At 55.0% G+C, this 25,650-nt stretch carries 27 protein-coding genes; all 27 read right to left on the bottom strand.

Features of this window, described 5'->3' with window-relative positions; translation table 11 throughout:
- Positions 1–2: 2 nt before the first annotated feature.
- Positions 3–1,631, bottom strand: a complete 1,629-nt coding sequence (locus KJW29_RS29310; RefSeq protein WP_246608430.1) for a complex I subunit 4 family protein — start codon at positions 1,629–1,631, stop codon at positions 3–5.
- Complete coding sequence (nuoL, locus tag KJW29_RS29305) at positions 1,628–3,541, bottom strand: NADH-quinone oxidoreductase subunit L (RefSeq protein WP_214627287.1); 1,914 nt, start codon at positions 3,539–3,541, stop codon at positions 1,628–1,630. The genes KJW29_RS29310 and nuoL overlap by 4 nt, the downstream gene beginning before the upstream one ends.
- 7 nt (positions 3,542–3,548) lie before the next feature.
- On the bottom strand, positions 3,549–3,851 hold the full coding sequence (nuoK, locus tag KJW29_RS29300; RefSeq protein WP_214627286.1) for an NADH-quinone oxidoreductase subunit NuoK: 303 nt from the start codon (positions 3,849–3,851) through the stop codon (positions 3,549–3,551).
- A 4-nt stretch (positions 3,852–3,855) separates the two neighbouring features.
- Positions 3,856–4,386: an NADH-quinone oxidoreductase subunit J gene (locus KJW29_RS29295; protein WP_108994781.1), complete on the bottom strand. Its 531-nt coding sequence runs from the start codon at positions 4,384–4,386 to the stop codon at positions 3,856–3,858.
- Positions 4,387–4,839 carry an NADH-quinone oxidoreductase subunit NuoI gene (gene nuoI / locus KJW29_RS29290; protein WP_214627285.1) on the bottom strand — a complete coding sequence of 151 codons (453 nt, stop codon included), beginning with the start codon at positions 4,837–4,839 and terminating at the stop codon, positions 4,387–4,389. It lies immediately after the preceding gene.
- Positions 4,840–4,856: 17 nt separating this feature from the next.
- Positions 4,857–5,867, bottom strand: a complete 1,011-nt coding sequence (nuoH, locus tag KJW29_RS29285) for an NADH-quinone oxidoreductase subunit NuoH (RefSeq protein ID WP_214627284.1) — start codon at positions 5,865–5,867, stop codon at positions 4,857–4,859.
- Positions 5,867–6,967: an NADH-quinone oxidoreductase subunit D gene (locus KJW29_RS29280; protein WP_087569480.1), complete on the bottom strand. Its 1,101-nt coding sequence runs from the start codon at positions 6,965–6,967 to the stop codon at positions 5,867–5,869. Before KJW29_RS29280 ends, nuoH begins: the two co-directional genes overlap by 1 nt.
- Before the next feature lie 8 nt (positions 6,968–6,975).
- The gene (locus KJW29_RS29275) at positions 6,976–7,632 is read right to left on the bottom strand and encodes an NADH-quinone oxidoreductase subunit C (RefSeq protein WP_214627283.1); all 657 of its coding nucleotides are present in this window, start codon (positions 7,630–7,632) and stop codon (positions 6,976–6,978) included.
- The gene (locus KJW29_RS29270; RefSeq protein WP_087569482.1) at positions 7,629–8,147 is read right to left on the bottom strand and encodes a NuoB/complex I 20 kDa subunit family protein; all 519 of its coding nucleotides are present in this window, start codon (positions 8,145–8,147) and stop codon (positions 7,629–7,631) included. The genes KJW29_RS29275 and KJW29_RS29270 overlap by 4 nt, the downstream gene beginning before the upstream one ends.
- The gene (locus tag KJW29_RS29265; protein WP_087569483.1) at positions 8,138–8,503 is read right to left on the bottom strand and encodes an NADH-quinone oxidoreductase subunit A; all 366 of its coding nucleotides are present in this window, start codon (positions 8,501–8,503) and stop codon (positions 8,138–8,140) included. The genes KJW29_RS29270 and KJW29_RS29265 overlap by 10 nt, the downstream gene beginning before the upstream one ends.
- Before the next feature lie 313 nt (positions 8,504–8,816).
- Entirely contained in the window at positions 8,817–9,968 is a 1,152-nt protein-coding gene (locus KJW29_RS29260) for a GerAB/ArcD/ProY family transporter (protein ID WP_214627282.1), read from the bottom strand.
- A 2-nt stretch (positions 9,969–9,970) separates the two neighbouring features.
- Positions 9,971–10,210, bottom strand: a complete 240-nt coding sequence (locus KJW29_RS29255) for a hypothetical protein (RefSeq protein WP_187103282.1) — start codon at positions 10,208–10,210, stop codon at positions 9,971–9,973.
- Between the two features lie 9 nt (positions 10,211–10,219).
- Positions 10,220–11,482, bottom strand: coding sequence for a Ger(x)C family spore germination protein (locus tag KJW29_RS29250; protein WP_214627281.1), 1,263 nt, complete (start codon positions 11,480–11,482; stop codon positions 10,220–10,222).
- Complete coding sequence (locus KJW29_RS29245; protein ID WP_214627280.1) at positions 11,479–13,143, bottom strand: spore germination protein; 1,665 nt, start codon at positions 13,141–13,143, stop codon at positions 11,479–11,481. The genes KJW29_RS29250 and KJW29_RS29245 overlap by 4 nt, the downstream gene beginning before the upstream one ends.
- A 194-nt stretch (positions 13,144–13,337) precedes the next feature.
- The gene (locus KJW29_RS29240; RefSeq protein WP_214627279.1) at positions 13,338–15,566 is read right to left on the bottom strand and encodes a methyl-accepting chemotaxis protein; all 2,229 of its coding nucleotides are present in this window, start codon (positions 15,564–15,566) and stop codon (positions 13,338–13,340) included.
- 316 nt (positions 15,567–15,882) lie between these two features.
- Complete coding sequence (locus tag KJW29_RS29235; RefSeq protein WP_187103278.1) at positions 15,883–16,275, bottom strand: F0F1 ATP synthase subunit epsilon; 393 nt, start codon at positions 16,273–16,275, stop codon at positions 15,883–15,885.
- Between the two features lie 24 nt (positions 16,276–16,299).
- Positions 16,300–17,703, bottom strand: a complete 1,404-nt coding sequence (atpD, locus tag KJW29_RS29230) for a F0F1 ATP synthase subunit beta (RefSeq protein WP_187103277.1) — start codon at positions 17,701–17,703, stop codon at positions 16,300–16,302.
- 42 nt (positions 17,704–17,745) lie between these two features.
- Positions 17,746–18,606 (bottom strand): ATP synthase F1 subunit gamma, encoded by an 861-nt coding sequence (gene atpG / locus KJW29_RS29225; protein ID WP_108994774.1) that lies wholly within the window; start codon positions 18,604–18,606, stop codon positions 17,746–17,748.
- A gap of 325 nt (positions 18,607–18,931) precedes the next feature.
- Complete coding sequence (gene atpA, locus KJW29_RS29220) at positions 18,932–20,437, bottom strand: F0F1 ATP synthase subunit alpha (protein WP_087569492.1); 1,506 nt, start codon at positions 20,435–20,437, stop codon at positions 18,932–18,934.
- Between the two features lie 25 nt (positions 20,438–20,462).
- Positions 20,463–21,002: a F0F1 ATP synthase subunit delta gene (locus tag KJW29_RS29215; protein ID WP_087569493.1), complete on the bottom strand. Its 540-nt coding sequence runs from the start codon at positions 21,000–21,002 to the stop codon at positions 20,463–20,465.
- The gene (atpF, locus tag KJW29_RS29210) at positions 20,999–21,481 is read right to left on the bottom strand and encodes a F0F1 ATP synthase subunit B (RefSeq protein WP_214627278.1); all 483 of its coding nucleotides are present in this window, start codon (positions 21,479–21,481) and stop codon (positions 20,999–21,001) included. The genes KJW29_RS29215 and atpF overlap by 4 nt, the downstream gene beginning before the upstream one ends.
- An 84-nt stretch (positions 21,482–21,565) precedes the next feature.
- Positions 21,566–21,778, bottom strand: coding sequence for a F0F1 ATP synthase subunit C (gene atpE / locus KJW29_RS29205; protein WP_214627277.1), 213 nt, complete (start codon positions 21,776–21,778; stop codon positions 21,566–21,568).
- A gap of 107 nt (positions 21,779–21,885) precedes the next feature.
- Entirely contained in the window at positions 21,886–22,668 is a 783-nt protein-coding gene (atpB, locus tag KJW29_RS29200; RefSeq protein WP_214627276.1) for a F0F1 ATP synthase subunit A, read from the bottom strand.
- A gap of 9 nt (positions 22,669–22,677) precedes the next feature.
- Positions 22,678–23,061, bottom strand: coding sequence for an ATP synthase subunit I (locus KJW29_RS29195; RefSeq protein ID WP_214627275.1), 384 nt, complete (start codon positions 23,059–23,061; stop codon positions 22,678–22,680).
- Positions 23,054–23,287, bottom strand: coding sequence for an AtpZ/AtpI family protein (locus KJW29_RS29190; protein ID WP_214627274.1), 234 nt, complete (start codon positions 23,285–23,287; stop codon positions 23,054–23,056). Before KJW29_RS29190 ends, KJW29_RS29195 begins: the two co-directional genes overlap by 8 nt.
- A 192-nt stretch (positions 23,288–23,479) precedes the next feature.
- Positions 23,480–24,628 carry a non-hydrolyzing UDP-N-acetylglucosamine 2-epimerase gene (wecB, locus tag KJW29_RS29185; protein WP_281426299.1) on the bottom strand — a complete coding sequence of 383 codons (1,149 nt, stop codon included), beginning with the start codon at positions 24,626–24,628 and terminating at the stop codon, positions 23,480–23,482.
- A 235-nt stretch (positions 24,629–24,863) separates the two neighbouring features.
- Positions 24,864–25,493, bottom strand: coding sequence for a uracil phosphoribosyltransferase (upp, locus tag KJW29_RS29180; protein ID WP_087569500.1), 630 nt, complete (start codon positions 25,491–25,493; stop codon positions 24,864–24,866).
- Between the last annotated feature and the right edge of the window lie 157 nt (positions 25,494–25,650).

Below are 25,650 nucleotides of genomic sequence, written 5' to 3'. Positions count from 1 at the left end.
ACCTAACCTCCTGACCTGGTTGCGAATAATTGATCCATAAACCCTTCGACGCTGACTCCCACCGTATCCGTCAGTACGGAAGGGTAGCAGCCCAGCAGCACAATAAACGCCAGCAGCACGATCATGGGCAGCGCCTCGACGAACCTTGCATCCCTAAGCGCCGCATGCTCCTCCCGCCTCTCGCCGAACGTAATGCCAAGCACGCTTCGCAGCATATAAGCCGCCGTCAAAATAATGCCAAGCACCGCGGCAGCCGTCACCCAGCGCATGGATTCGAACAGACCCAGCAGCGACAGCAGCTCGCCGACGAAGCCGGAGAGCCCCGGCAAGCCTAACGAAGCGAGTCCCGCGGCGAGCAGCATGCCGCTCATAAACGGCATCGATCTTGCCAAGCCGCCAAGCGCGGGAAGCTCCGTCGTTCCCGTCCGCTCATACAAGCTGCCGACGATCAGAAACAGCAGCGCGGAGATGAAGCCATGCGATACCAGCTGGACTATCGCTCCTTGCAGCCCGATTTCATTAAAGGCCGCAAGCCCCAGCAGCACGATGCCCATATGGCTGATCGACGAGTAAGCGAGCACCAGCTTGAATTCCGTCTGCCGGAACGCAAGCACGGCGCCGTACAGCAAGTTGATGAGCCCAAGCGTCGCAAGCGCCACCGCCCATTCGCGCGCCTGCTCGGGAAAGAGCAGCAAGCCGAAGCGGATGAAGCCGTACGCCCCCATCTTCAGCAGGATGCCGGAGTGGATCATGACAACGGCCGGAGGAGCTTCCGCATGCACCTTCAGCATCCAGGTATGGAACGGGAATATCGGCAGCTTGATGCCGAAACCGATCAACAGAAGCACGAAAATTGTCCAGGCCATGCCGCCGCTCATCTCGAACGGATTGGTTCCGCCCGCCGCTGCGCCGGGCAGATTCACCCAAGCATTGGGATCGGCCAGATTCCGTAAAATATCGGCATAGCTTCCGCTGTAGATCATCTCCAGGCCGCGGGCCGTTTCCTCCATTCGGAAGCCTGCCGTATTAACGAGCAGGACGAAAGCGATCAGCATGAGCGCGGAACCGATTCCGTTATAAATCAGGAATTGATTCGCCGTCCTCTCCCGGTTGTAATACCCCCAGATGCCGATCAGGAAGTAAGCCGCGACCAGCGTAATTTCGAAAAAGATAAAGAACAGAAACAAATCGCGTGCCATAAACACGCCCAGCATACCCGCTTCCAGCAGCAGGAACCAGGCGTAAAACGCCTTGCGCCGCTTTTTGACGTGAATAGCCGCAAGCGCCGCCATCGCCGTCACGACCGTCGTCAGCAGCAAGAGCGGCAGAGACAAACCGTCGATGCCAAGCGAATAGTCAAAGGAGAAGATGATGTCGGCTTCCTGTGTCCATTCATGATTAACGGGCACTTCCAGCCAGACCGCGTCTTCGCGGTAAGTCGCTCCCCCTTGCTGCTTGTCGAAGTCGGTGTACAGCCACAGCGACAACACGATAGGAAGCAGCGTCGCGACGACGGCAACGGCGGTGATGGCGCGATGACGATTCTTGGGGATAAGCAACAGAACAAGCAGTCCAAGCACTGGCAGCAGCAGCAGAATCGACAATACCGGAATGTCGGAGAGAATGCTCATGACAACAGCCTCCTTCCGATGATCGCGGCCGCAAGCACGACCATGCCGATGACGGCGGCCAGACTGTAGGTCCCGATGCTGCCGTTCTGCAGCCTTAGAGCCATCTTGCCGGATATGCCGGCTGCCGAGCCCGCCAGCTTAACAAGGCCGCCAATGATGTAGGTGTCGAAGGCGCCCAACAAGGTGCCGAGAGCTCGAAGCCCTCTTACGAAGACGAACTCGTAAGCCTCGTCTACGTAATATTTGCGCTCCAGCAGTCGGAAGAGCCAAGGCGCGGCTTCCTTGACGACGGTGGGACGAAGCCGATCTGATCCGTAGAATCGCCACCCTAGATAAATGCCTGCTGCCGCCACTGCGATTGACCCTATGATGGCAGCCGGGCTCACATGCGCAACCGCTTCTTCGCCGGACAGCCAGCCGCCAAGCCAGCCGTTCCATGGCGTCTCCACGAAGCCCGCGGCGATAGCCGCGAGCGCAAGCACGACAAGCGGCAAGGTCATCGTACGAGGCGACTCCTTCGCCCCTCCCGCTCCGCCAGCGCGAACGGTCGGACTTTCCAATCCGCCCTCCGAGCCCGTTTTCGGCTTGCCAAGGAAGACCAACACGAACACTCTTGTCATGTACAAAGCCGTACACAACGCCCCCGCGAGACCGACCGCAAAGAGAAAGAGGTTCTGCTCCAGTGCGACCGCCATTATGGCGTCCTTCGACCAGAAGCCCGCCAGCGGAGGAATGCCTGCCAGCGCAAGCGCCCCGACAGCAAAGGTCGCCGTCGTTACGCGCATGCGGGCGTGCAGCCCGCCCATCTCCTGAATGTTCTGCGTATGGACGGCATGGATAACGCTGCCTGCGGCGAGGAACAATAATGCTTTGAAGAAGGCATGCGTAAAGAGATGGAAGATGCCGCCCGTCCAGGAACCAAGCCCGATCGCCATAAACATGTAACCTAGCTGGCTGATCGTCGAATAGGCCAATACGCGCTTGAGATCGTTTTGCGCAAGAGCGATCGTTGCGGCGAACAATGCCGTAAAGCCCCCGACGTAAGCGACGACATCGCTCGCGAACAAGGAAGCCTCCAAAATGGGGAACGTACGCGCCAACAGGTAGACGCCGGCGGCCACCATTGTCGCGGCGTGAATAAGCGCGCTGATCGGCGTAGGTCCCTCCATCGCGTCCGGCAGCCAGACATGCAGCGGGAATTGTCCCGATTTGCCCACCGCTCCGAGGAAGATAAGCAGCGCGATCACGGTCGTAATGCCGGTGGCGATGATGCCTCCTTGCCCCTCGAAGACGCTCTCTATCATCGTAAAGCCAAGCGCATGATCCGGCATGTACCAGAACAGGAGCAGAATGCCGATCAAGAGCGCGGCATCGCCGATTCTTGTCACGATGAAAGCTTTCTTGGCAGCCGCCTTGGCGGCCGGTTTCGTATACCAGAAGCCTACTAACAGGAAGGAGCATACGCCGACGAGCTCCCAGAAGATGTACAGGGAGAGCATATTGTCCGACAGCACCAGCCCCAGCATGGAGAAGGTAAACAGGGATATGTAACCGTAGAAGACGGTAATTCGTTCGTCATTCTTCATATAGCCGGCCGAATACACGTTGACCAGCAAAGCGACGAAGGTAACGACGATAAGCATCAGCGCCGTCAGATTGGTCACCTCGAAGCCGATCTCGAGGGTATAGCCGCCGATTCGGATCCAGTCGAAGCTATAGTTGTAGTCGACCGCATCCTGCCCGAACCGTTCCACCAGCACCAGCACGGACATCGCGAACGACGCCAGCGCGGCGAATGTGCCGATCATGACGCCGGCCTTGCGGTAATTCCGCCCTAGCGCCGTGAGCGCCAGAAACGCGGCAAGCGGGATGAGCGGAATGACCCAGGCCGATTTCGTATAGAAGTCCATACCCGCTTCACCTCCTCATGGCATTCATATGTTCGACGTCAACGGTGCCGCGCGACCGGAACAGCGCGATAAGCACCGCTACGGCAACGGCGGCTTCCGCAGCGGCGACCGTGATCGTAAAGACCGAAAAAATCTGCCCCGTCAAGGACGGGACGACTCCATACTTCGAGAAGGCAATCAAATTCAGATTGACCGCGTTCAGCATCAGCTCAAGCGATAACAGGACAATAATGGCGTTGCGCTTGGCGAGTGCGCCGTACAGGCCGATACAGAACAAAATGGCGGCAAGCGTCAGGTAAGATGGCAGCATATCGTTATTCCGCCTCCTTCTTGGCCAGGGAGATGGCTCCGATAAAAGCCACGGTCAGCAGAACGGACAACAGCTCGAAGGGCACGATATAGCCCGTGTAGAGCAGCTCGCCGATCGCTAATGTGTTGTCCGTTACCGCACCGGGCGCCCCGCCTGCCCCGGCTGCCCCCGTCTCGGGAATGTCCGTCTGGCGGATCGCGTAGAACAGCAGCCCGAACAGGCTGAGCGCCCCGACGGCAGCCAAGGTCTCGTGCAGCGGGCGCACGGGCTCCTTCGCCGCGTTATGTTTCGTCATCATGATGCCGAACACCATCAGGATCGACACGGCGCCGGCGTAGATCAGCACCTGGACGAATGCCGCGAATTCCGCGTCCAGCAGCACATACATCCCCGCAAGGCCAAGGAAGACGGCCGCCATGGATACAACCATATGGACGACCTTCTCCAGGCTGATCATCAGAACGGCGCCTCCGATCATAATGGCGGCGAAGACGAAGAAGGCGACAAATGGTCCGTTAACCTCCACGTTAAACAATTATTTGGCGCCTCCTTTGGCCGGAGCCCCGATGTTGTTGTTATCCTTGCGCACGAGCGTGTTGTTGTCCGTCAACCACTCTGCGTCCTTGTACAAGTCGTCCCGGCTGTACGTCGCGAGCTCGAAGTGGTTCGTCATGACGATGGCTTCTGTCGGGCACACCTCCGTACATAGATCGCACAGGATGCATATTTCGAAGTTGATATCGAAAGTATCGATGACCTTGCCCCGCTTCTCGGGATCCGGGTTCGGCTTGCCCGTCAGCGTAATGCAGTCCGTCGGGCAAATGCGGGCGCATTGGTTGCAGACGATGCACAGCTCGGGGATGAAGTGCTGGATGCCGCGGAAGCGGTCCGGCATATGAATCGGCTCGTCGGGATAGGATGTCGTGACCTTGGGCGACGTCATCGACTTCAGCGTGACGCCGAGGCTTTGCAGCATTCCGCTTAGCATGGCGATTCCTCCAATCGTTATTTGACGAACAGCTCCAGGTACAGGGCCGTCAGGAACACGTTGAGCAGCGCGACGGGCAGCAGCACCTTCCAGCCCAGCCCCATCAATTGGTCGATGCGCACGCGCGGGAAGGTGGCGCGTATCCAGAAGAACGAAAAGACGACGGCGACGAACTTGAGCAGGAACCAGACGATACCTGGCACGAAATCAAGAAACGGCGCCGGAGGATGCCATCCTCCCAGAAATAAAACCGTAGTCAGTGCCGCGATGGCATAGACGTAGACGTATTCGGCAAGCATAAAAAACGCGAAGCGGAAGCCGCTGTATTCGACGTGATAGCCGGCCACAAGCTCCGATTCCGCCTCCGGCAGGTCGAACGGCGTCCGGTTTAGCTCCGATACGGCCGCGATATAGAAGACCACAAAGCCGATAATCTGGGGCAGAAAATTCCACTGCCAGAACCAATCTCCCTGCGCGGCGACGATCGCCCTCAGGTTCAGGCTGCCGCTCAGCAGAACGACCCCGACGACGGAGATAACAAGCGGCACCTCGTAGCTGATCATCTGGGCCGCCGAGCGCATGCCGCCCAGAAGCGCATATTTGTTGTTGGAGGCCCATCCGCCCAGCACCATCCCCAGCGTCGTAATGCCGGACAGCGCCACGTAATAGAGCAGTCCCACGTTGAGATCGGCAAAATACAGCTTCTCCGTATACGGAATGACCGCAAGCACCGCGAAGGCCGGCACGAACGCGAGCGCGGGAGCCAGGATAAAGAGCAGCCGGTCCGCTTTGCGGGGAATCGTATCCTCCTTGATCAGCAACTTTAGAATATCCGCGACGGTCTGCAGAAGTCCCAGCGGTCCCACGCGGTTGGGTCCCACGCGAAGCTGCATCCAGCCGATGACCTTCCGCTCGTAATAGATCGCATACGTGACGAATCCAAGCACAATGAGCAAAAACACGACGGCCCAGACGAACAACAAGAACGCGTTGCCCCAGGTCATGCTTTCGTTCAGCCAACCCCCCATCAGCAATCCACCTCCCCGACCACGATATCGATGCCGCCGAGAATCGTAATGAGGTTCGTCATCGTCTCTCCGACCAGCAGCTTGGGCAGGATACCCAGGTTGACGAAGGAGGGACGTCTGAATTTGAGCCGGTACGGCTCAGCCTTGCCTTTGGATACGATATGGCAGCCGATCTCTCCCCGCGGCGACTCGATGCGCACATAAGCTTCTCCTGCGGGCGGACGAATGGCTCTTGGCACCTTGCCCATCGTCTCGCCATCCTTCGGAAATTGCGCGACCGCCTGCTTTAGAATGCGGAGGCTTTGCCGAATCTCCTCCAGCCTGATGCGGTAACGGTCGTAGCAGTCGCCGCTCGCGCCGACGGGCACGTCGAATTCGAACCGGTCGTACAGACTGTATGGCTCCTCCTTCCGAAGATCCCATTTCACGCCCGTGCAGCGCAGGTTGGCGCCGGACAAGCCGTAGCTGATGGCCGTATCCGCGTCATATCGACCTACGCCTCGGATGCGCGCCAGGAAGATCTCGTTGCCCGACACAAGCTTGTCATACTCCTCGAGCTTCTTCTCCATATAGGGGATAAAGGCTTCGACCTTATCCATCCAGCCGGGCGGTGCGTCCCACTTTACGCCGCCTACCCGCATGTAATTGTAGGTTAGCCGCGCGCCGCACAGCTCGTTAAACAAATTGATAATCATCTCGCGGTCCCGGAAGGCGTACAGAAACGGGCTCATCGCGCCGATGTCGAGCAGGTAGGTGCCCCACCAGACGAGGTGGCTGGCCACCCGCTGCAGTTCCATGACGATCAGGCGGAGAAATTCCGCGCGAAGCGGCACTTCGAGACCCATCATTTTCTCGACGGTATGGACGAGGACATAGTTGTTGGTCATCGCCGATACGTAATCCATCCGGTCCGTATAAGGAATAATCTGGGTATAATTCAAATTTTCCGCGAGCTTCTCTGTCCCTCTATGCAGATAACCCATAACCGGAGTCGCTTCCGTGATGACTTCTCCATCCAGTTTGACTACGATCCGGAAGACGCCGTGCGTGCTGGGATGCTGGGGTCCAACGTTAAGCAGCAGTTCCTCTGTGCGGATCATGGTAGCGGCTACACCTCCGAATCCAGTGGTTCGTAGTCTTTGCGAAGCGGATGCCCCACCCAGTCGTCCGGCATCATGATGCGCCTCATGTCGGGATGGCCGGGGAAGTCGATACCCAGCAGGTCATAGATTTCGCGCTCGTTCCATTCCGCCGATCTCCATACCGGCGTTGCGGAAGGCACCGACGCTCCGTCCCGATCCGTTCGGATCTTAACGGCAACGACCCGTTTGCTTGCCAGGGATAACAGATGATAGACCACTTCCAGATGCGTCTCGTAATCGACGCCGGTAACATTGCGCAAATAATCGAAGCGCAGCTCGTCATGCTCCTTGAGCAGCAGAGCCGCCGCCTGCCAATGCCCGCTCTTGATCACAAGCGTGGGCATGTCGTCGTTTAGCTCGTTTAGATACGCCTCGTCCAGCGCATCGTCCGCCACTTCTCTGCGCACCACTGCCTGCAGCAGCTCAAGCTCCGGCAGCCGGATCGACGGCGGCTTGGGCACCTCCGCCTGGGAATCGCCCTCCCCGCCTCCTGCGGACGTGCCTCCTTCCGCCTGCGCCTTGGCGGCCGCTCTAGCGGCGCGCGCCTCCGCGGCCGCCTTCAGCTTCGCCTCGCGCTCCGGATCGACGGCGGCTTCGGGCTCCTTCTTCTCCTCCTCGCTCATCGGCCGGTCACCTGCTTCCCGGTTTTGGCTTCGTAGCGAATTTTCTCCTGCAGCTTGTTGATGCCATAGATCAGCGCAGCCGGATTAGGCGGACAGCCCGGTATGTAGACGTCGACGGGGACGATCTGGTCCACGCCCTTAATGACGGCGTAGGACTTCACGTAGGGCCCTCCCGCGGTCGCGCAGGAACCCATCGCGATGACCCACTTGGGCTCCGGCATCTGGTCGTACAGGCGGCGCAGCAGCGGTCCCATCTTCTTGGTCACGGTGCCCGAGACGATCATGACGTCAGACTGCCGCGGCGACGTGCGGAACATGACGCCGAATCGGTCAAGATCGTAATGAGAGGCTCCCGTCCCCATCATTTCAATGGCGCAGCAGGCAAGTCCGAAGGTCATCGGCCACAGCGAATTGCTGCGCGCCCAAGCCTTGAGGCTTTCCAGCGTGCCCATGAATACATTGCGTTCCAGCTCCTTGCGTTCTTCCAGACTAATCGATTCCAGGCTCAAGTCCATTTAAGCACCCTCTTCTTCCATGCGTATAGGAGTCCAATGAGCAGCATGCCGGCGAAAATGACCATTTCGATCAGAACAAAAAGGCCGAGCTTATTGTATGCAACGGCCCAAGGATATAAGAAAACGGTTTCCACATCAAAGATGACAAACATAAGCGCAAACATATAATACCGGATGTTGAATCTAACCTGACCTTCGCCTACGGGTTCGTTGCCGCTCTCGTACGTGGAGCTCTTCGGTTCCGTCGGCTTATGCGGCCGGAGCGCTCTGCCCAGCAGCAATGCGACGACGGGGAGCAGAATGCCCAGCACGACGAAGATCGCGACGACAACATAGTGATTGACGTAATTCTCCACAGGATCGCCTCCGTCACAGGATGGTATGGGATCTGTTCGACTTGCCAGGAAAGTTGCCGCCCATTTTTCCTCACAATTATAACAAATGCTTCCACGACCGTCTATGAAAGAGAGTTCAAAAAGTTCGGTTCTCAGTACCGAGAAGATTGGATGAAGCTAGAACCTGAGGAGCGGAGCGTAGTGGAAGCTACGTGAGCACCGGAAGGTTCGGCTGAATTCAATATTCGATGTCGAGTAAGCTTCCAGAATTGCTTCGTAATGGGAAGCGGACTTTTTGAACAACCCTATGACGGAGTTGGGCTAGCTCGCGCCGCTACGCGTTCGGCTCCTTGCTAGGGAATCTGCCGTCCTTGCGGCTTCGCTTGCGCATGAGCAGCGCCGCGAGCAGAAGCAGCAGAGGGACGAGCAGCCCTTGCATGACACTGTATACGGTCCATACATTCATGGCGAAGTTGGTCGAATGTACGCCATTGCGGTAGATGATCAAGGAGAGCGGAGCAATGAGCATGCAGAGCGGGAATACGAGCGGACGGTAGGCACGCAGCCCAAGCACCTGCCCCAGCAACACCGAAAGAACGTAGACGCTTAGCGACAATTTTACGAATACGGTGCCGATCCAGACGACGGCGAACAGGATCTCGACGCGAACAAGTATCTCTTCTATGTTTATGAGCTTCGCCATCTCATATACCGCAAACGGGCTTCGGGTTGTCTCGCCCGATCCCATGACGGCTATCAGCAGGAAAACGATCAGCGTCGTGATCGCTCCCGTCACCGCGACGGCTCCAAAAATTCCCCGGTTCAGCTTCTCCCGCTCGCTCTCCTTAACCATGGGCAGAATCGCCGTCAAAAAGACGCATTCCGTCAAAGGGAAGCCCAGCACGGGATACATGCCCTTAAGCGGAGCGATCAAGCCGTTTGCAAGCACGGGCTCAAAAAATTCCAGATGAACTTGGTTCATGAGCGACAGGGTGATGATGACTAGCACGAACAGACTCCATATGTACAAAATTTCTCCCGTGCGGGCGATCGTCTCGATGCCGAGAAACACGCCGTACAGGATAACGATCATAAATGTTCCGCTGATAAACCAGGTCGGCGTTTGCGGCAGCACCGTCTTGCTCATGAAGTCGACCATGTTCCGCAGCACCAAAGTGCTCAGGATGAAGAAAAAAAACACGAACGTTAGAGCGATAGACTTCCCGATCCATCTCCCGGCGATAAACTCCGCATATTGCGCGATCGTCATTCGGGGAAAGCGTCTCATCAATGCTAGATAGACGAGCACGATGGCATATTGAACCGGTACGATCAATAACATGGAAATCCAGCCGTCCTGTTTGGCGATGGTGACCGTCGCCGTCGGCACGATGAGCGCCGCGCTTCCCACCGAAAATAAATATAACAACTTGGATACCTGCCTGGACGTGATTTCGTTATTGACGAAGCCAGACCTCATGGACATTGTTATCCCCCCTTTAACCACGCTACGATCGGCACGTAAATCGGCTCCAGCAGCATCGAGATCCAATCCGTCGGAAGACTGACCGGCAGATGCCTTGCAATGGCGATCTGCAGGGCGGCCGCTCCCCACAGGATAACGATCGCCCAGCTCGCCTCGCGGACTTGCCCCTTGTCCCGGTTTCGCCTCCAGATAAAGATCGTCACGGTGATCGCGCAAGCGACTATGATGAGCACATGCAGCATGTCTTCACCTCATTCCGATATGGCATCGGTTCTTGCCCCCATGGATTCCACATGGCTGATGCAATGAATTTCGTACTGGATTTGCGGAAAAATCGTCTTCCAGCGAGACTTCATCTGCTTCCAGAGTGCGGGTTGGTCCCTGTAGATTTGCTCTCCCCATCCCAACGCGTCGAGCTTGCGATCCATAAGCCAATCGACTGTCGATTTGATCTCCTGTTCGACTACGGCGTTGAGCTTCTCCTCCAGAGCGAGCAGCGTTTGCTCATCGTTAATGGACAAGCCCGGACAAGTAACTTCGTGCACGCTGGATTGCATCCGAATCTCCATCTTGACCGTCGGCCATTTGCTCTCGCCTTTGGGCTTCTCCGCCTTGACTTTCGTACCCGTGCGAATGACTTCCATTATGTAATGCCCCTTGCCGTTTACGCACGGAAATTTCAAGACCGTGTTCTGCAGCTTGTTCAGCGACCATGTCAGTCCCTGCGACTGCTTCGGAGGCAAATAGCCGATCAACCTGCCGCCGTCAAAGACCGCCATCGTCTTAAGCTCGGGCAGCACCTTTGGATTGATGCGGTCGACGATTTCCTTCGTACTGCCCGCCTCTGGGTCACCTTCCACCCCGATTGCCGGCACCGCAATCTGCTGCCCCTCCGATTTGGAGATTCGGGTAATATCGCGGACGAGAACGCTGTACAACTGCCCCTTCGCATTCTGATCCACCAGAATCGTCTCTTTGATCTGATTGGCCGGCACCGATTCCATCTGAGTTCGAATCTGCAGCAGCTTGGCCGCTTTAACGCCCCTTGCGATAACGACGCTGATATCGGTTCGAATATCCGCATTGCGATCGATCAAATCCATCAGCGGGAAGATGCCTTTCTTCGCCGTGGATTCATGGATGACCAGCAACTGGGTGTGCGAGAAAAACAGCCTGCGGGAAGTCTTCGCCGACATCTTGCGGATGGCCTCGAACACCGTGTCGCCCTTCTCCGTCAATGTCATGACGGGACTTCCGTTCCCGCCCCCGTCCCGCGATGTCGCGTTCTGCGGCAGAACGACCTGCACCGTCAACTCGTAGCGGAATTTGCCGTCGGGATCATCATCTACCCCAAGCGCGATGACGACGCCGAGCTTGTCCAAGTAACGAATATCCCAGCAACCTGCCAGCGGAATCAGGACGGATGCGATAATTACTGTCAGCGTAAGCCGTTTGATCAGACGTTTCGCCATACCCGACCATAGCGTTCCCCACAGGGGAAGTCTCCGCTTCATTGCGACGGCTCCCTTCTCGGCTCGGCAGCGGAGTTGTCTCGTACTTGGTCGCCGTCACCTATCTGCTGCGGACGTTCCTTCATCATCCAGAGCGGTACGCGAAGCAGCGTATCCTTAAAGTCCTTCCAGTTGAACGGAGCAAACGGCTTCAGATAAGGAATGCCGAAGGAGCTTAAGTTGCTCATGTGCAGCAGAATGAGCAGCATGACGAGCGCAATACCATAGAAACCAAGGGTAGATGCCGCGATCAGCAGTAAGAAACGCAGCAGTCTGGCCGCGATGCCCAAGCTGTATATCGGCGCGACGAAGCTGGAGATGGCCGTAAATGCCACCACAATAACGACTGCCGATGACACGATGCCCGCTTCAACGATCGATTGCCCGATAACGAGACCGCCGACGATCGAGATTGCGCTGCCCGCGGTGCTCGGCATTCGGAGCACGGCTTCACGCAAAATCTCGAACACCAGCTCCATGATGAAAGCTTCCAGATAGGCGGGGAAAGGCACGCCCTCCCGCTGTGCAGCCAGCTTAAGCAGCAGCTGGGTCGGAATCATCTCTTGATGGTAGCCGATAATGGCGACATAGATCGACGGCATGAGGAGGGCGATAAAGAACGAGGAGAAACGCAGCATGCGGAGAAACGTCGCCATCTGGTAGTTCTGATAATAGTCCTCCGCAGCCTGAAAAAACATGTTCAGCGTCGACGGCACCACCAGTACGAAGGGCGTTCCGTCGACGATAATAGCAACTCTTCCGTCCAGCAGATTGCTGGCTATGACGTCCGGCCGCTCATGGCTGATGATGGTCGGGAAAGGAGTCCACTTCTGATCGGTGATCATCTCTTCGATATAACTGGATTCCAGAATGCCGTCGTTCTTAATATCCTTAATTCGACGCTTGAGGTCTTCGATCACGCTTTCATCGGCCAGCCCCTTGATATACATGATGGCGACCGGAGTCTGCGTAATTTCGCCGACCTTCATCTGCTCCAGCCACAGCTTCGGACTGCGAATCTTCCGACGAAGCAATATCGTATTTACACGAAGCGATTCCGTAAACCCTTCCCGCGGACCGCGGATCATCATCTCTGTCTTGGGCTCTTCTACCGAGCGCTTGGGTCCTCCGTAAACATTGCAGCCGATACCGGAGGGGGAGCCGTCAATAAAGATAAGGGCGTATCCCAGAAACAGCTTCTCAAACAAATCCTTAAACGTCTTGATTTCCGCAATTAATCCGAGGGCGATGAGATGACTCTTGATCCGGCTAAGAACAGGCTCTTCGGGCGAGTCCGTATTCGTCTGCCGAACGTTTTCCTTTAGCTGCTTTAACTGAGAAGGGAGCTCGGGATCCTGTTGAATCGTTTGAATCACGAACTTGTCCAATCGTTCATCTTCAATTAGTCCTTGAATATAGACAAGCGCAATATCCTTGTCCCCGTCCTTGCCTTGACGATCAGTCAAGTCCAAACCTCGTATGATCAGATCCGAGCTCTCGCCCATCTCCTTTTTGATCTTGTCCAGCAGCTCGGTCAGTACCGGAACAACGGGCTGGTGCTCGTAATCTTTCATTTGTTCGTTCACGTGTTTGTCCGCGTTCGGCGAACGCCGTTCTTTCTTTTGGTCCTTGCCGGCTTTTTTTGACATATACATCCCGAACATGGCGGGCCCCTCCCTTCTTCCGGTCGTGTTACTTATTAGGATGACTCATCCATGGTAAAACTATGTATCTTGGGCATCATCTGCCTCTGCTCGAGAATCAGCCGTCTGCGAACGCAAACAAGCCGCACGGAAGACGCGTTTGCGTCGACCGTGCGGCTTTTCCATTAAAATCTCCTGAATATAACTGAATTCCCTTATCTAACGCGCGTTTCCGTCAGCTTGAACTGCCCGACCAATTGATGCATCAGCGACGTAATGGATTCAACGTGCTGCGAGGTTTGCTGCACGTTGTTCATCTCGCCGATCAGCTCCTGCACGCGCCCTTCCACCTCGGCAGACACCTTCCGGTTCTGGCGGCTGACGAGCGCGATGTTCTCCAGCAGCTGTACGACTTCTTCAACGACTGCCGACTTGTGCGCATCCCTGCCTCCGACCTCGTTTAAGGTGCCGATTGCCGCAGCCACGAGCTGATTGCCCTCTTCGACGACCCTCGTGCCTTCTTCCATGGACGCGAAAGCCTTCTTCGCCTCGGCGTAGATGTTGTGCGTGATGGAGTGGACTTCTTCCGTCGATTCTTTGGTCATCGTAGCCAGCTTCCGGATTTCGTTCGCGACGACCGCGAAGCCCCGCCCTTGCTCTCCCACCCTCGCTGCCTCGATGGAGGCGTTCAGCGCAAGCAGATTCGTCTGGGACGAAATCTGTTCAATTACCTTCAGCACATTCTGAATTTCCTGCACCGTATCCATGAACGTATGAATCGTTGAGTTCGTCTCCCCGACCTTCTCGGAGATATGTTTCATCTTGTCGCCGATCCGATCGACCTCGGACTGTGCCACCTTAATCTGGCGCCCGGCCTCCTCTTCCATGAGGAGGAGCGTGTCCCTCATCGTGTCGGCCGATTCCTTTGCCATGTCGATGTCCTTGAGCTGAAGCCGGATGCTGCCGATCATATTCGAGACTTGGCTGCTAACCCGTCCGGTCGAGCTTGTCGTAATCGCAGCGGATTCATGAAGCGTCCGTTGGCTTGTCGTAACGTCCGAGGCCGCGAGCCGCACCTGCAGCATGATACCTTCCAGAGAATCCATCATGTTATTCAGCCATTTCGCGATATCCTTCAGCTCGTCGTTATCGAATCCTTGAAGCGGCAGCCGCTGGGTCAGGTCTCCCTTGCCCTCTGCATTCATCCGGATAAATCGCGTTAATGAACGCATATGATGCACGACGCGGTTCTCCTCTTTGCGCTTGAATGCGCCGATCACGATGAGACCGAACAACAGATTGAAGCCTCCGGCCGCAGCCGCGATTATCCAAGGAGAGGCCGCGCTCGCGATCATCCCGATTAATGCCGCAGTCAACAAGCTGGCTGCTACCGTTGCGAACAGATGTAGTCTGCGCTGCCTCCACCCGATGCTTCGAAGCCGGTACACTTCCTCCAGATCGCCTTCGCACATCATCCCCCACTTGTCCGGACAATGCGGGAGCTGGAAGGTTACACCCTTGCCGATTACGGGAATATGCCGATAGTCTGAATAACCGGGGAACTCCACGAATAGATTGCTGCCGTTGCGGATCGTGTTCGATACCCCTGGATGCAGCTCGCCGGTCGCGGGATCGGTGAACAGAAGCTCCAGCTCGGTATGTTCTCTTACGGTTACCGTGCCCCATTCCGTCGTTACACCATCCTTCAAGTTCTCCCCATGCGTAAAAGTTCGATCCTCGAACCTGCTTCGCGACAACGCAGTCCCGGGCTTGATCTGCTTGTTCAGACCTGGCTCCGCCATAAACAGATAGTTGTCTCCGGAGTCGGGATAGATATGGCCGGATTCCCGCTGAATCAAGTCTCCGATGACGTCGTTCGGCACACGGCCGCATAAAGTGCCAAGCAGCTTGCCGCCGCTTGTAATCGGCAGCATGAACAGCAGCGTCATCGCATCGTGGAAGGAAGACGAACGCGGTCCGATGGACTTCGTCAACTCGTCATGGTAAGGCCCGAACAAACAATTTTTCGCCACGCCGCCGGGCTGAGCGCTGTAAGCCAGTCCGGCATGGATCAGGCTGTCTATCCCATATGCCGTTCCCAGATGAGCTTTGTACGTGGTTGCAACAACCTTCCGCTCAGCGTCCAACAAGAAGATCTCCGTCATATCGATCGCTCGGGCGAATGCGACTTCAAGCTGCGTGTTTACCTTGTCCAGAGATTCATTGATTTGCAGCTGCGTTATATCCCCTTGCCATACCTCTTGAATGGAGGCTCCAAGTCTCTCGAGCTGGCGCCATTCATCCTCTGCCCAGTTCATGAGCAATTCCTTGCGAGTCTCTGCGAAACCTTCGAACGTTTGCTCGACATCCTCTTTAATATCCTTGTTCAGTCGCCACGAAATCCACAGCGGGAATCCCGTCTTTGCTCCAAGCCAGTCAAACATGCGCAACTCCCCCGATCCTTATCCACTGTTTCTCTTTCGATGTTAACTATATTAACATACAAGAATCGACATTTGGATAACTTTATATCGGGCAATTACAAATATCTTCAAAATAATTATAATTCTAAAATTTTTGATATTTAAAATATCATATTTGATTTTATTGGTCATTTTATTTTATCGTTTTAATCAAATTAGGTATATGCAACTAAATTTATGTTAGGTTTTGGGCCTGTCTCGCATCGAATTGCCTAATTGTGGTCAAAAAAAGAACGAAGCAGAGTCAATCCCTGCTTCGTTCTCATTCCATCCTGTATTATCTGCCCACGCTCAGACGGTTCAGCGCGCGTTGCAGCGCCAATTCCGCCCGGTGGTAGTCGATTTTTTCGCGCTTGGCCAAACGTTCCTCGGCGCGCTTCTTAGCGGCTTCGGCACGTCTCACGTCGATGTCTCTCGCGAGCTCGGCGCTTTCCGCCAGGATGACGACTTTGTCTTTGCGCACTTCGATGAAACCGCCGTTCACGGCAATGATATCAACTACGCCGCCGCGCTTGATTGTAACAGGCGCGATGCGAAGCGGGGTAACGAGCGGAATGTGATTAGGCAGTATGCCTAACTCGCCTTCCACTCCTTTCACGCTTACCATGTTCGCGGTTTCTTCGTATACTTTGCGCTCGGGCGTCACGATTTCTACCAGAAAGGTACTCATATGGACTCCTCCCGCCTGCCGCTATTAAAGCGTTTCGGCTTTCTTCACGGCGTCTTCAATGACACCTACATAACGGAACGCTTCTTCCGGCAGAGAATCATGTTTGCCTTCAAGGATTTCCTTGAAGCTGCGTACAGACTCATTAACAGGAACGTAAATGCCTTTGTTTCCTGTAAATGGCTCGGCAACGTGGAACGGCTGGGACAAGAACAATTGGATGCGGCGAGCGCGGCCAACCGTAATTTTGTCTTCCTCGCTCAGCTCGTCCATACCGAGGATCGCGATAATATCTTGAAGCTCCTTATAGCGCTGAAGAATTCTCTTAACGCCTTGAGCAACGTTGTAGTGCTCGTCGCCCAGAATCTCAGGCGACAGGATACGGGACGAGGAAGCCAGCGGATCAACCGCAGGGAAGATCCCCATCTCGGAAATTTTACGCTCCAGGTTCGTTGTTGCGTCCAAGTGGGCAAACGCCGTAGCAGGAGCCGGATCCGTGTAATCGTCCGCAGGAACGTAGATCGCTTGGATCGATGTAACGGAACCTTTTTTAGTCGATGTGATACGCTCTTGCAGTTGACCCATCTCGGTTGCCAGCGTTGGCTGGTAACCTACCGCCGATGGCATACGTCCCAGAAGGGCCGAAACCTCGGAGCCCGCTTGCGTGAAGCGGAAGATGTTGTCGACAAACAGAAGAACGTCGCGGCCTTCTTCGTCGCGGAAGAACTCGGCCATTGTCAGACCCGTCAAGGCAACGCGCGCGCGCGCTCCTGGCGGCTCGTTCATTTGTCCGAATACCATCGCCGTCTTGCTGAGAACGCCGGAGTCTTTCATCTCGTGGTACAAGTCGTTGCCTTCGCGCGTCCGCTCGCCTACGCCGGCGAATACGGAGATACCGCCGTGCTCTTGCGCGATGTTGTTGATCAGCTCTTGGATCGTTACCGTCTTGCCTACGCCGGCGCCGCCGAACAAGCCGATCTTGCCGCCTTTTGTATAAGGAGCAAGCAAGTCGATAACTTTAATGCCCGTCTCGAGAATTTCCGCTTGCGTGGACAATTCGTCGAATTTTGGAGCTGCGCGGTGGATCGGAAGATTGACGTCGGATGTTACATCGCCAGCTTCGTCGATCGGTTCGCCAAGTACGTTAAATACGCGACCCAGCGTCGGAGCGCCTACCGGAATTGTAATCGGTGCGCCGGAATCGACAGCTTCCATGCCGCGAACCAAACCGTCCGTCGTGCTCATCGCGATCGCGCGAACCATGTTGTCGCCAAGATGAACGGCAACTTCAAGTGTAAGGTTAATGTCGACTCCGCCGTTTGTTGCTTTCTGGTCGATCTTAACCGCGTTCAGAATCTCCGGCAGATTGCCGCGTTCGAACTCAAGGTCGACGACCGGACCCATGACGGATACAACGCGTCCTTTTCTCATTGCTTTCCCTCCTGCTTCCTTCGGTATATACAAAATTATCTATTAAGATTGTGCGTTAGCTCCCGCAACGATCTCGGAAATCTCTTGCGTGATGGCCGCTTGACGCGCTCGGTTGTACGTTAGCGTCAGCTGGCTGATCATCTTCGTCGCGTTTTTCGTCGCACTGCCCATGGCAGTCATACGAGCGCCGAATTCGGACGCTTTGCCGTCAAGCACGGCGCTGTAGATCAACGTCTCGGCGTACTTCGGCAGAAGCACTTCCAATACGCCTTCCGGCGACGGCTCGTATTCGTAGGTCGATACCTTCGTACCTTCGCTAATTTCCTCGAGAGGAAGCAAGCGCGTTTCCGTCGGAATCTGGGAGATCGCATTGACGAATTTATTGTAGTACAGGTAAAGCTCGTCATACGACCCGTCCGCAAACATCTTGACGGCCGACGACGATACCGACTTGATGTCGGCGAACGTCGGGGAATCCGCCAATCCGATTACCTCTTCAACGATTGGCATATTGCGGCGGCGGAAGTAGTCACGGCCTTTGCGCCCGATGACGAACAATGCATATTCGTCCGCGGATTTATGCTTTTGTTGAATGGTCTGAGTCACTTTACGCAAGATATTCGCATTGTAACCGCCAGCCAGACCACGGTCGGAGGTGATAACGAGATAGCCCGTCTTCTTAATCTCGCGGGTTTCCAGCATCGGGTGTTTGACGTCCTTCGTACCAGCCGCGATGCTGGCTACGACTTCCTTCAGCTTGTCCGCGTAAGGACGGGACGCCAGCGCTGCCTGTTGAGCTCTTCTGAGCCTGGAGGCTGCGACCATCTCCATCGCCTTCGTGATCTGCTTCATGTTCTGCTTGCTCTTGATCTCGCGTTTAATATCGCGCATGTTTGTTGCCATTAGGTTTCACCCGCCTTCATTTGCCCCGAATCGGTCCGGAGCGTGGTAAGGGCCTACGCCCGGACTTCGTATCCGAGCGTAAGAAGATCTATTGTAATCTTGTGTTAATATCGTGTTCAAAAAGTTCGGTTTCCAGCACCGAGAAGATTGAAGGCAGGTAGAAAATGAGGAGCGGAGCATAGCAGCGCTATGTGAGCACCTACAATGTTTCCGAAGGAAACATACATCGTAAGCATATGCTTAGTTTCGCCTGCATTCAATATTCGATGTCGACTATGCCTCTTGGCATACTTCGTGATGGGAAGCGGACTTTTTGAATTTCCTCTTAAGCAAAGCTTTTTTTGAAGGCTTGGATCGCTGCTACGAGAGCTTTCTCGTTGTCCGCGACAAGGTCTTTTGTGTCGCGGATGGAAGCGCCGATCTCCGGATGATTGGAATCCAGGAATGCCAGGAATTCACGCTCGAAGCGGCCGATATTTTCGATCGCAATGTCGTCCAGATGGCCTTTAACAGCTGTGTAGATGGACATAACTTGTTTCTCGACCGGCATAGGCACGTTAACGCCTTGCTTGAGAATCTCCATCGTACGCGCACCGCGGTTTAGACGGGCAAGCGTCGATTTGTCGAGGTCGGAGCCGAATTGCGCGAACGCTTGAAGCTCGCGGTATGCCGCAAGGTCCAGACGAAGCGTGCCGGCAACCTTTTTCATCGCTTTGATCTGAGCCGATCCGCCTACGCGGGATACGGAGATACCAACGTTAACCGCTGGACGTTGACCGGAGTAGAACAGGTCGGACTCCAGGAAAATCTGTCCGTCGGTGATCGAGATTACGTTCGTAGGAATGTAAGCCGATACGTCGGAAGCTTGCGTCTCGATGAACGGAAGCGCCGTGATGGAGCCGCCGCCCAGCTTGTCGCTGAGCTTCGCAGCGCGTTCCAGCAAGCGGGAATGCAAGTAGAAGACGTCGCCCGGATAAGCCTCGCGACCCGGAGGACGGCGAAGCAGCAAGGAAAGCTCGCGGTATGCCGCTGCTTGCTTCGACAAGTCATCGTATACGATCAGGACGTGCTCGCCTTTGTACATGAAGTACTCGGCCATGGATACGCCTGCGTAAGGAGCCAGGAACAGAAGCGGAGCAGGCTCGGAAGCGCTCGCCGTTACGACGATCGTGTAGTCCATAGCGCCGTGGCGGCGAAGGGTTTCCACAACGTTTGCAACAGTGGATTGTTTTTGTCCGATGGCAACGTAGATACATTTAACGCCGTTGCCCTTTTGGTTGATGATCGCGTCGATCGCGATCGCCGTTTTACCCGTTTGACGGTCGCCGATGATAAGCTCACGTTGGCCGCGGCCGATCGGAACCATCGCGTCGATCGCTTTGATGCCCGTTTGCATAGGCTCATGAACGGATTTACGGTCGATAACGCCCGGTGCAGGGGATTCGATCGCGCGTGTATGAGTTGTGTTCGTAGGTCCTTTGCCGTCCAGCGGTTGACCCAGCGGGTTAACGACGCGGCCCAGCAGCTCGTCGCCTACGGGAACCTCCATGATACGGCCCGTGCGCTTCACTTGGTCGCCTTCGCGGATATCCGTGTAAGGACCGAGGATAACGACGCCGACATTGGACTCCTCCAGGTTGAGGGCCATGCCGACTACGCCGTTCGCGAATTCGAGCAGCTCGCCTTGCATCGCGTTCTCAAGGCCGTGTACGCGGGCGATACCGTCACCGACGTTGATGACCGTGCCGACATCCACGACTTGAATCTCGGATTTATATTGTTCGATCTGTTGTTTAATCAGCGTGCTGATTTCATCAGGTCTGATACTCAATTCGTTCACCCCTATCTACAGTGCTTTAGAATTTAAACGTTTTTTGTAAACGATCCAGCTTGCCGGACAGGCTTCCGTCGTACAGGCGGTCGCCGATACGAACCTGGATGCCGCCGAGCAGCGATGGATCGACCGATTGCTCAGCTATGATCTTTTTGCCCGTGATGGAGCCGAATTCGGCCACGACACCGGCAAGCTCCGCCTCGGACAGCTCGCGAGCGGCATAAACCGTCGCATGGGCTTGTCCGAGCACTTCGCCCGCGATCTTAACGAACGCTTCGTGTACGTTCGCAATGATGGACTGGCGTCCACGGGATATCATAAGTTGAAGCGTATTAAGAACCAGCACCGAGATGCGGTCGCCAAATGCAGACTTCAATACCGCAAGTTTGGCTGCGGGATCCACGCTCGGCAAAGAAAGAAACTTGCCGATTTGCTCATCCTGCTTCAGAGCGTCGGCGATCAGCTTTAGCTGCGCTTCCACTTCCGAAACGACGCCTTCGGCGGAAGCGAGCTCAAACAACGCTTTAGCGTAGCGCTTCGCTACGACCGTGTCGCGGCTCATTTGCTTCCTACCTCTTTCAGGTATTGGTTAACGATCTGCTCTTGCGACTTCTCGTCAACCTGCTTTTCGATAATCTTCGACGCGATTTGCACGGAGATGCCGCCCACTTCGGAACGAAGCGCAGCGATCGCCTTGTTTTTCTCGCTTTCGATATCTTTTAGCGCGTTATCCTTCAGTCTGTCAGCCTCGGCCTTCGCGGATTGAACGATATCGTCCGCTTGCTTCGTGCTAGTCGTTCTGGCCTGCTCCAGAATCGCATAGGCTTCTTGCCTTGCTTGATCCAGTGCAGCCTTTTGCTCAGCCATCGACGCTTCGGCCTGTTTACGGCTGGACTCCGCAGAATTCATTTGCTCGAGGATGAGCTGTCTGCGTTTCTCCATAATCCCGAACAACGGACCGAACGCCCACTTATTTAAAGCCCAATACAATATAAGAAAAGCCACGATCGTAATTATTGTATTAGTGGGAACGAAACTCATAGCCGCACTCCTTCCTGTTTCATAAAGGTTCTGTAGTCAAAACAAAGGCGAAGAGGGCTAGGCCTTCCCCGCCGGGTACGATTCTTATTTGAAGAACGCCAAGAAACCGATAACTACGCCGATGATTGGAACAACTTCGACGATACCGGCACCGATAAACATAGTTGTTTGAAGCGCCGATTTTTGTTCTGGCTGACGGGCGATACCTTCAACCGTTTTACTTACGATCATACCGTTACCAATACCTGCGCCGATCGCGCCCAAACCAACTGCAATTGCTGCTGCCAATACTTCCATTTGAAAAATCCTCCTCGTTTTGGGTAGTCATTTTTGTTCATGTATATATAACCTTGGATTACAGAACGGGTGTTTCCGCATTCCAAAGCTTGTTGCTCTTGCCGCCGTTAATGCTTGGCTGCCGCTTCGACATGTTCATCATCATCATGAACAGTCGCTTGCGAGATATAAACCATGGTAAGAACCGTGAACAGGAACGCTTGAATGGCGCCGACGAAAATACTGAAGCCCTGCCAAGCGATCATGAACGGAATCCCAGCAAAGCCCATCATCAGAATTGTCGAGATCAGAACCTCGCCTGCATAGATATTGGCGTAAAGACGAAGTGCCAGCGTAAGCGGCTTAGCGATTGTCTCGATAATATTGACTGGGAAGAACACCGGATACGGGTGGAAATAGTGGTGCAGGTAATGCTTTCTATTCAGTTTCAGACCCAGGAAATGGACGAGCACGAACACAATGATCGCAAGGCCCGCCGTTACGGCCAAATCGGCTGTAGGCGATTTCCACCAAGCGATATGGGCAGCGCCTCCATGACTGTCGAGATACGCCTGATCAATCCCTAGCCATTTGATAGGTTCATGAGCATCCGTCACCACCATGAATGGCAATCCCAACAAGTTGGAGATAAAGATAAACATGATCAAGGTCATGCCTAACGCCAGATAAGGTCTGACTTTGTGAACCGGCATTGAGCTTGCGATCGTGCCGTGCATGAAGTCCACGGCCCATTCCATGAAGTTTTGCATCTTGGACGGCTTGTCCACCGACAAGTTCCGAACCGCAAGTCTTGCTACAATGAAGGTGATTACGCAAGAAACTAGAATTGCGATAATCGCCGACAAATCGAATTCAATGCCGTTAACGTTCACGATAGGAAATAAATGCATAGTACTGTATCACCCCTTTCCGCTGCTGTTTTCCTTAATCGTCTGAGCAATGGCCGCTGCCAGTAACAAAAACGGCATAACCATGGTGCCCGCGAGTGCTGCCGGCAAGTTCATTACATCGGGATTCTTCAAGGCATACATGGCCAGAAGCAGCACCATCGCAATTCGGCTGCCGAATCCCATCCCCTTACGCTTGCTGCCTTCCCGCATTGCTGCATCCGCTATCATTCCTACTCTGCGCTTCAAAAAAAACGCATTCATAGCGCTGACTGAAAGCCCCGCCGCTATGCCTAACATTATAGGCTTAACCGAGGGGATGAATGCCCATACAATCAAACATGTCGACAGCAGGTAGATCAACCATCGAAATGCCGATTTCAACATATTATCCATCGAAATCCTTCATCACCTTTCTGACGATCAGAATGGCTGAAAGGATACCGACAGCCAGACCGACGAACAGTCCGGAGACCGTCCAGGCTTTCGGATCGCCCAAGCGTTCCCCAGCCATGGAGCCTAGCCAATAGCCCAAAAACAAGCAAACTCCAACATCCACGCCAATAGCCCCGACCATCGCCGCGGCCTTCCATGGATTGTCTTGATTGCCATTCTGGTTCATATCGCCACAACCCCTGTCAATCCTCATTTATTTTATCCAAGCGCCGCAAGGTTTGTCAATGAAAACAGCGGCGTTTTTTGCGCGGAAGGAATTGGAGAAACCCTTATAGAATGTGGGTTCCCCCGTCCTCGCAACCGTACAGTACTACTGTATGCTGTATATTTCGCACTCGGGGGCAGGGTGCCATGACAACTATGAACTTTGTGTGAACGGATCCGGCCGATTTGGATTTCTCCCAAAATGATGCAGGATCGCATCCACGATTCTTTCGGAAGCCTTTCCGTCGCCGTAAGGATTTGCCGATTGGCTCATCCGGCAATACAGGGAAGTGTCGTTCAGCAAATCGTTCGCACGTTCGTAAACGCGCTCTTCGTCGGTGCCGACCAACTCCAGCGTGCCGGCCTGTATGCCTTCCGGACGCTCCGTCGTGTCGCGCAGCACCAGCGTAGGGACTCCGAAGGACGGCGCCTCCTCCTGCATGCCGCCGGAATCCGTCATGATCATGTAGGCGTGAGGGTAAATATTATGGAATTCGAACACGTCGAGCGGCTCGATCAGACGAACGCGCGGGTGGTCGCCGAGTATTTCGCGAGCCGGCTCCCTTACCGCCGGATTCGGGTGGACGGCATAGACGATCGCGACGTCCTCGTGCTCGTCGGCAATGCGCTTGACCGCCCGGAAGATGTTGCGATGCGGCTCGCCCAGCGATTCGCGCCGGTGCGCCGTCATCAGAATCATCCGTTTGCCCCGGGCCCACTCGATGACGGGATGCGTAAAGGAATCGTCTACCGTGTATTGAAACACATCGGCCGCCGTGTTGCCCGTAATATAGATCGTCTCTTCCGACTTGTTCTCCTTGCGGAGATTGTTCGCCGACCAATCCGTCGGAGCGAAATGAACGTCGGACAGAACGCCGGCGAGCTGCCGGTTCATCTCTTCCGGATACGGCGACATCTTGTTCCACGTCCGGAGGCCCGCTTCGACGTGCCCGACCTTGATCTGCTTCAGGAAAGCCGCATAGCTGGCCAGAAACGTCGTCTGCGTGTCGCCATGGACGAGCACGATATCCGGCTTCGCCTCGGCAAGGACGGGCTCAAGCCCCTCCAGCACGCGTACGGTCGTCTCCGTCAGCGTCTGACGCTCCTTCATCACGTTGAGGTCGTAGTTTGGCTCAATCTCGAAAAATTCCAGCACCTGATCCAGCATCTGGCGGTGCTGCGCCGTTACGCACACCATCGAGACGATGTCGCGGTCCCGCTTCTGCAGCTCCAGCACGAGCGGAGCCATCTTTACGGCTTCAGGCCTGGTTCCAAATATAGTCATTACCTTAATCTTAGACAATACATCCCACTCCCAATAAAGGTAGTTCAAAAAAATCCGCTTTTGATCACGAAGCCCACTCATGAAGCTTACTCGACGTCGAATCTTGAACTCAGCCGGCACTTCCGGTGCTCACATAGCTCTGCTATGTTCCGCTCCTCAGTCCTCGGCTTCGTCCAACCTTCTCGGTGCTGAAAAGCAGATTTTTTGAACTTCTATTTGAATTCCAATATCTTGATTAAAGGCAGCTGTCTATTTAATTGGTGCCGAACATGCGGTCGCCTGCGTCGCCGAGGCCCGGGACGATGTAGCCCTTCTCGTCGAGCCGCTCGTCCAGGGCCGCTATGTATACGTCAACGTCCGGATGCGCATCCTGGAACGCCTTGACGCCTTCAGGAGCGGCGATGAGGCACATCAGCTTGATCTGGTCGCAGCCTCGCTGCTTGAGCGACTGCACGGCCGCGATCGCGGAGCCGCCGGTAGCAAGCATGGGATCGATGACAATCAGCAGCCGGTTCGGCGCGTCTGTCGGCAGATTTATATAATATTCCTTTGGTTGCAGCGTTTCGTGGTCTCTTGCCAAGCCGATATGCCCCACTTTGGCGGACGGAATTAGCTTAAGAATGCCGTCGACCATGCCGAGACCCGCTCTCAGGATCGGAATTAAACCCAGCATGCGGCCCGATACGACCTTCGCCACCGTCTCCGCCACAGGCGTTTGCACTTTAATGGTGTCGAGCGGAATTTCGCGCGTAATTTCGTAGGCCATCAAGGTCGCCACTTCATCGACAAGCTCCCGGAAGTCTTTCGTATTCGTTTCCTTGTTGCGGATGAAAGTCAGCTTGTGCTGGATCAAGGGGTGATCACAAATTACCAATTTGCTCATGGAGCATAATTCCTCCTACATTTCCTTATGCCTTCTATTGTGGCAATGAAGCCTCGCCTTTATCACGCTCACAATCCCATATATTATAGCACTGTACTTTGGGCCTTGCATCTAGGTCGGAAAAATAAAAAAACACGCCCTGTCCACAGGCCGCAAT

Source organism: Paenibacillus agaridevorans, assembly GCF_018604145.1.
Taxonomy (GTDB): domain Bacteria; phylum Bacillota; class Bacilli; order Paenibacillales; family Paenibacillaceae; genus Pristimantibacillus; species Pristimantibacillus agaridevorans.
The sequence above is the reverse complement of the archived record's forward strand: the minus strand, read 5'-3'. Positions and strand labels throughout refer to the sequence as shown.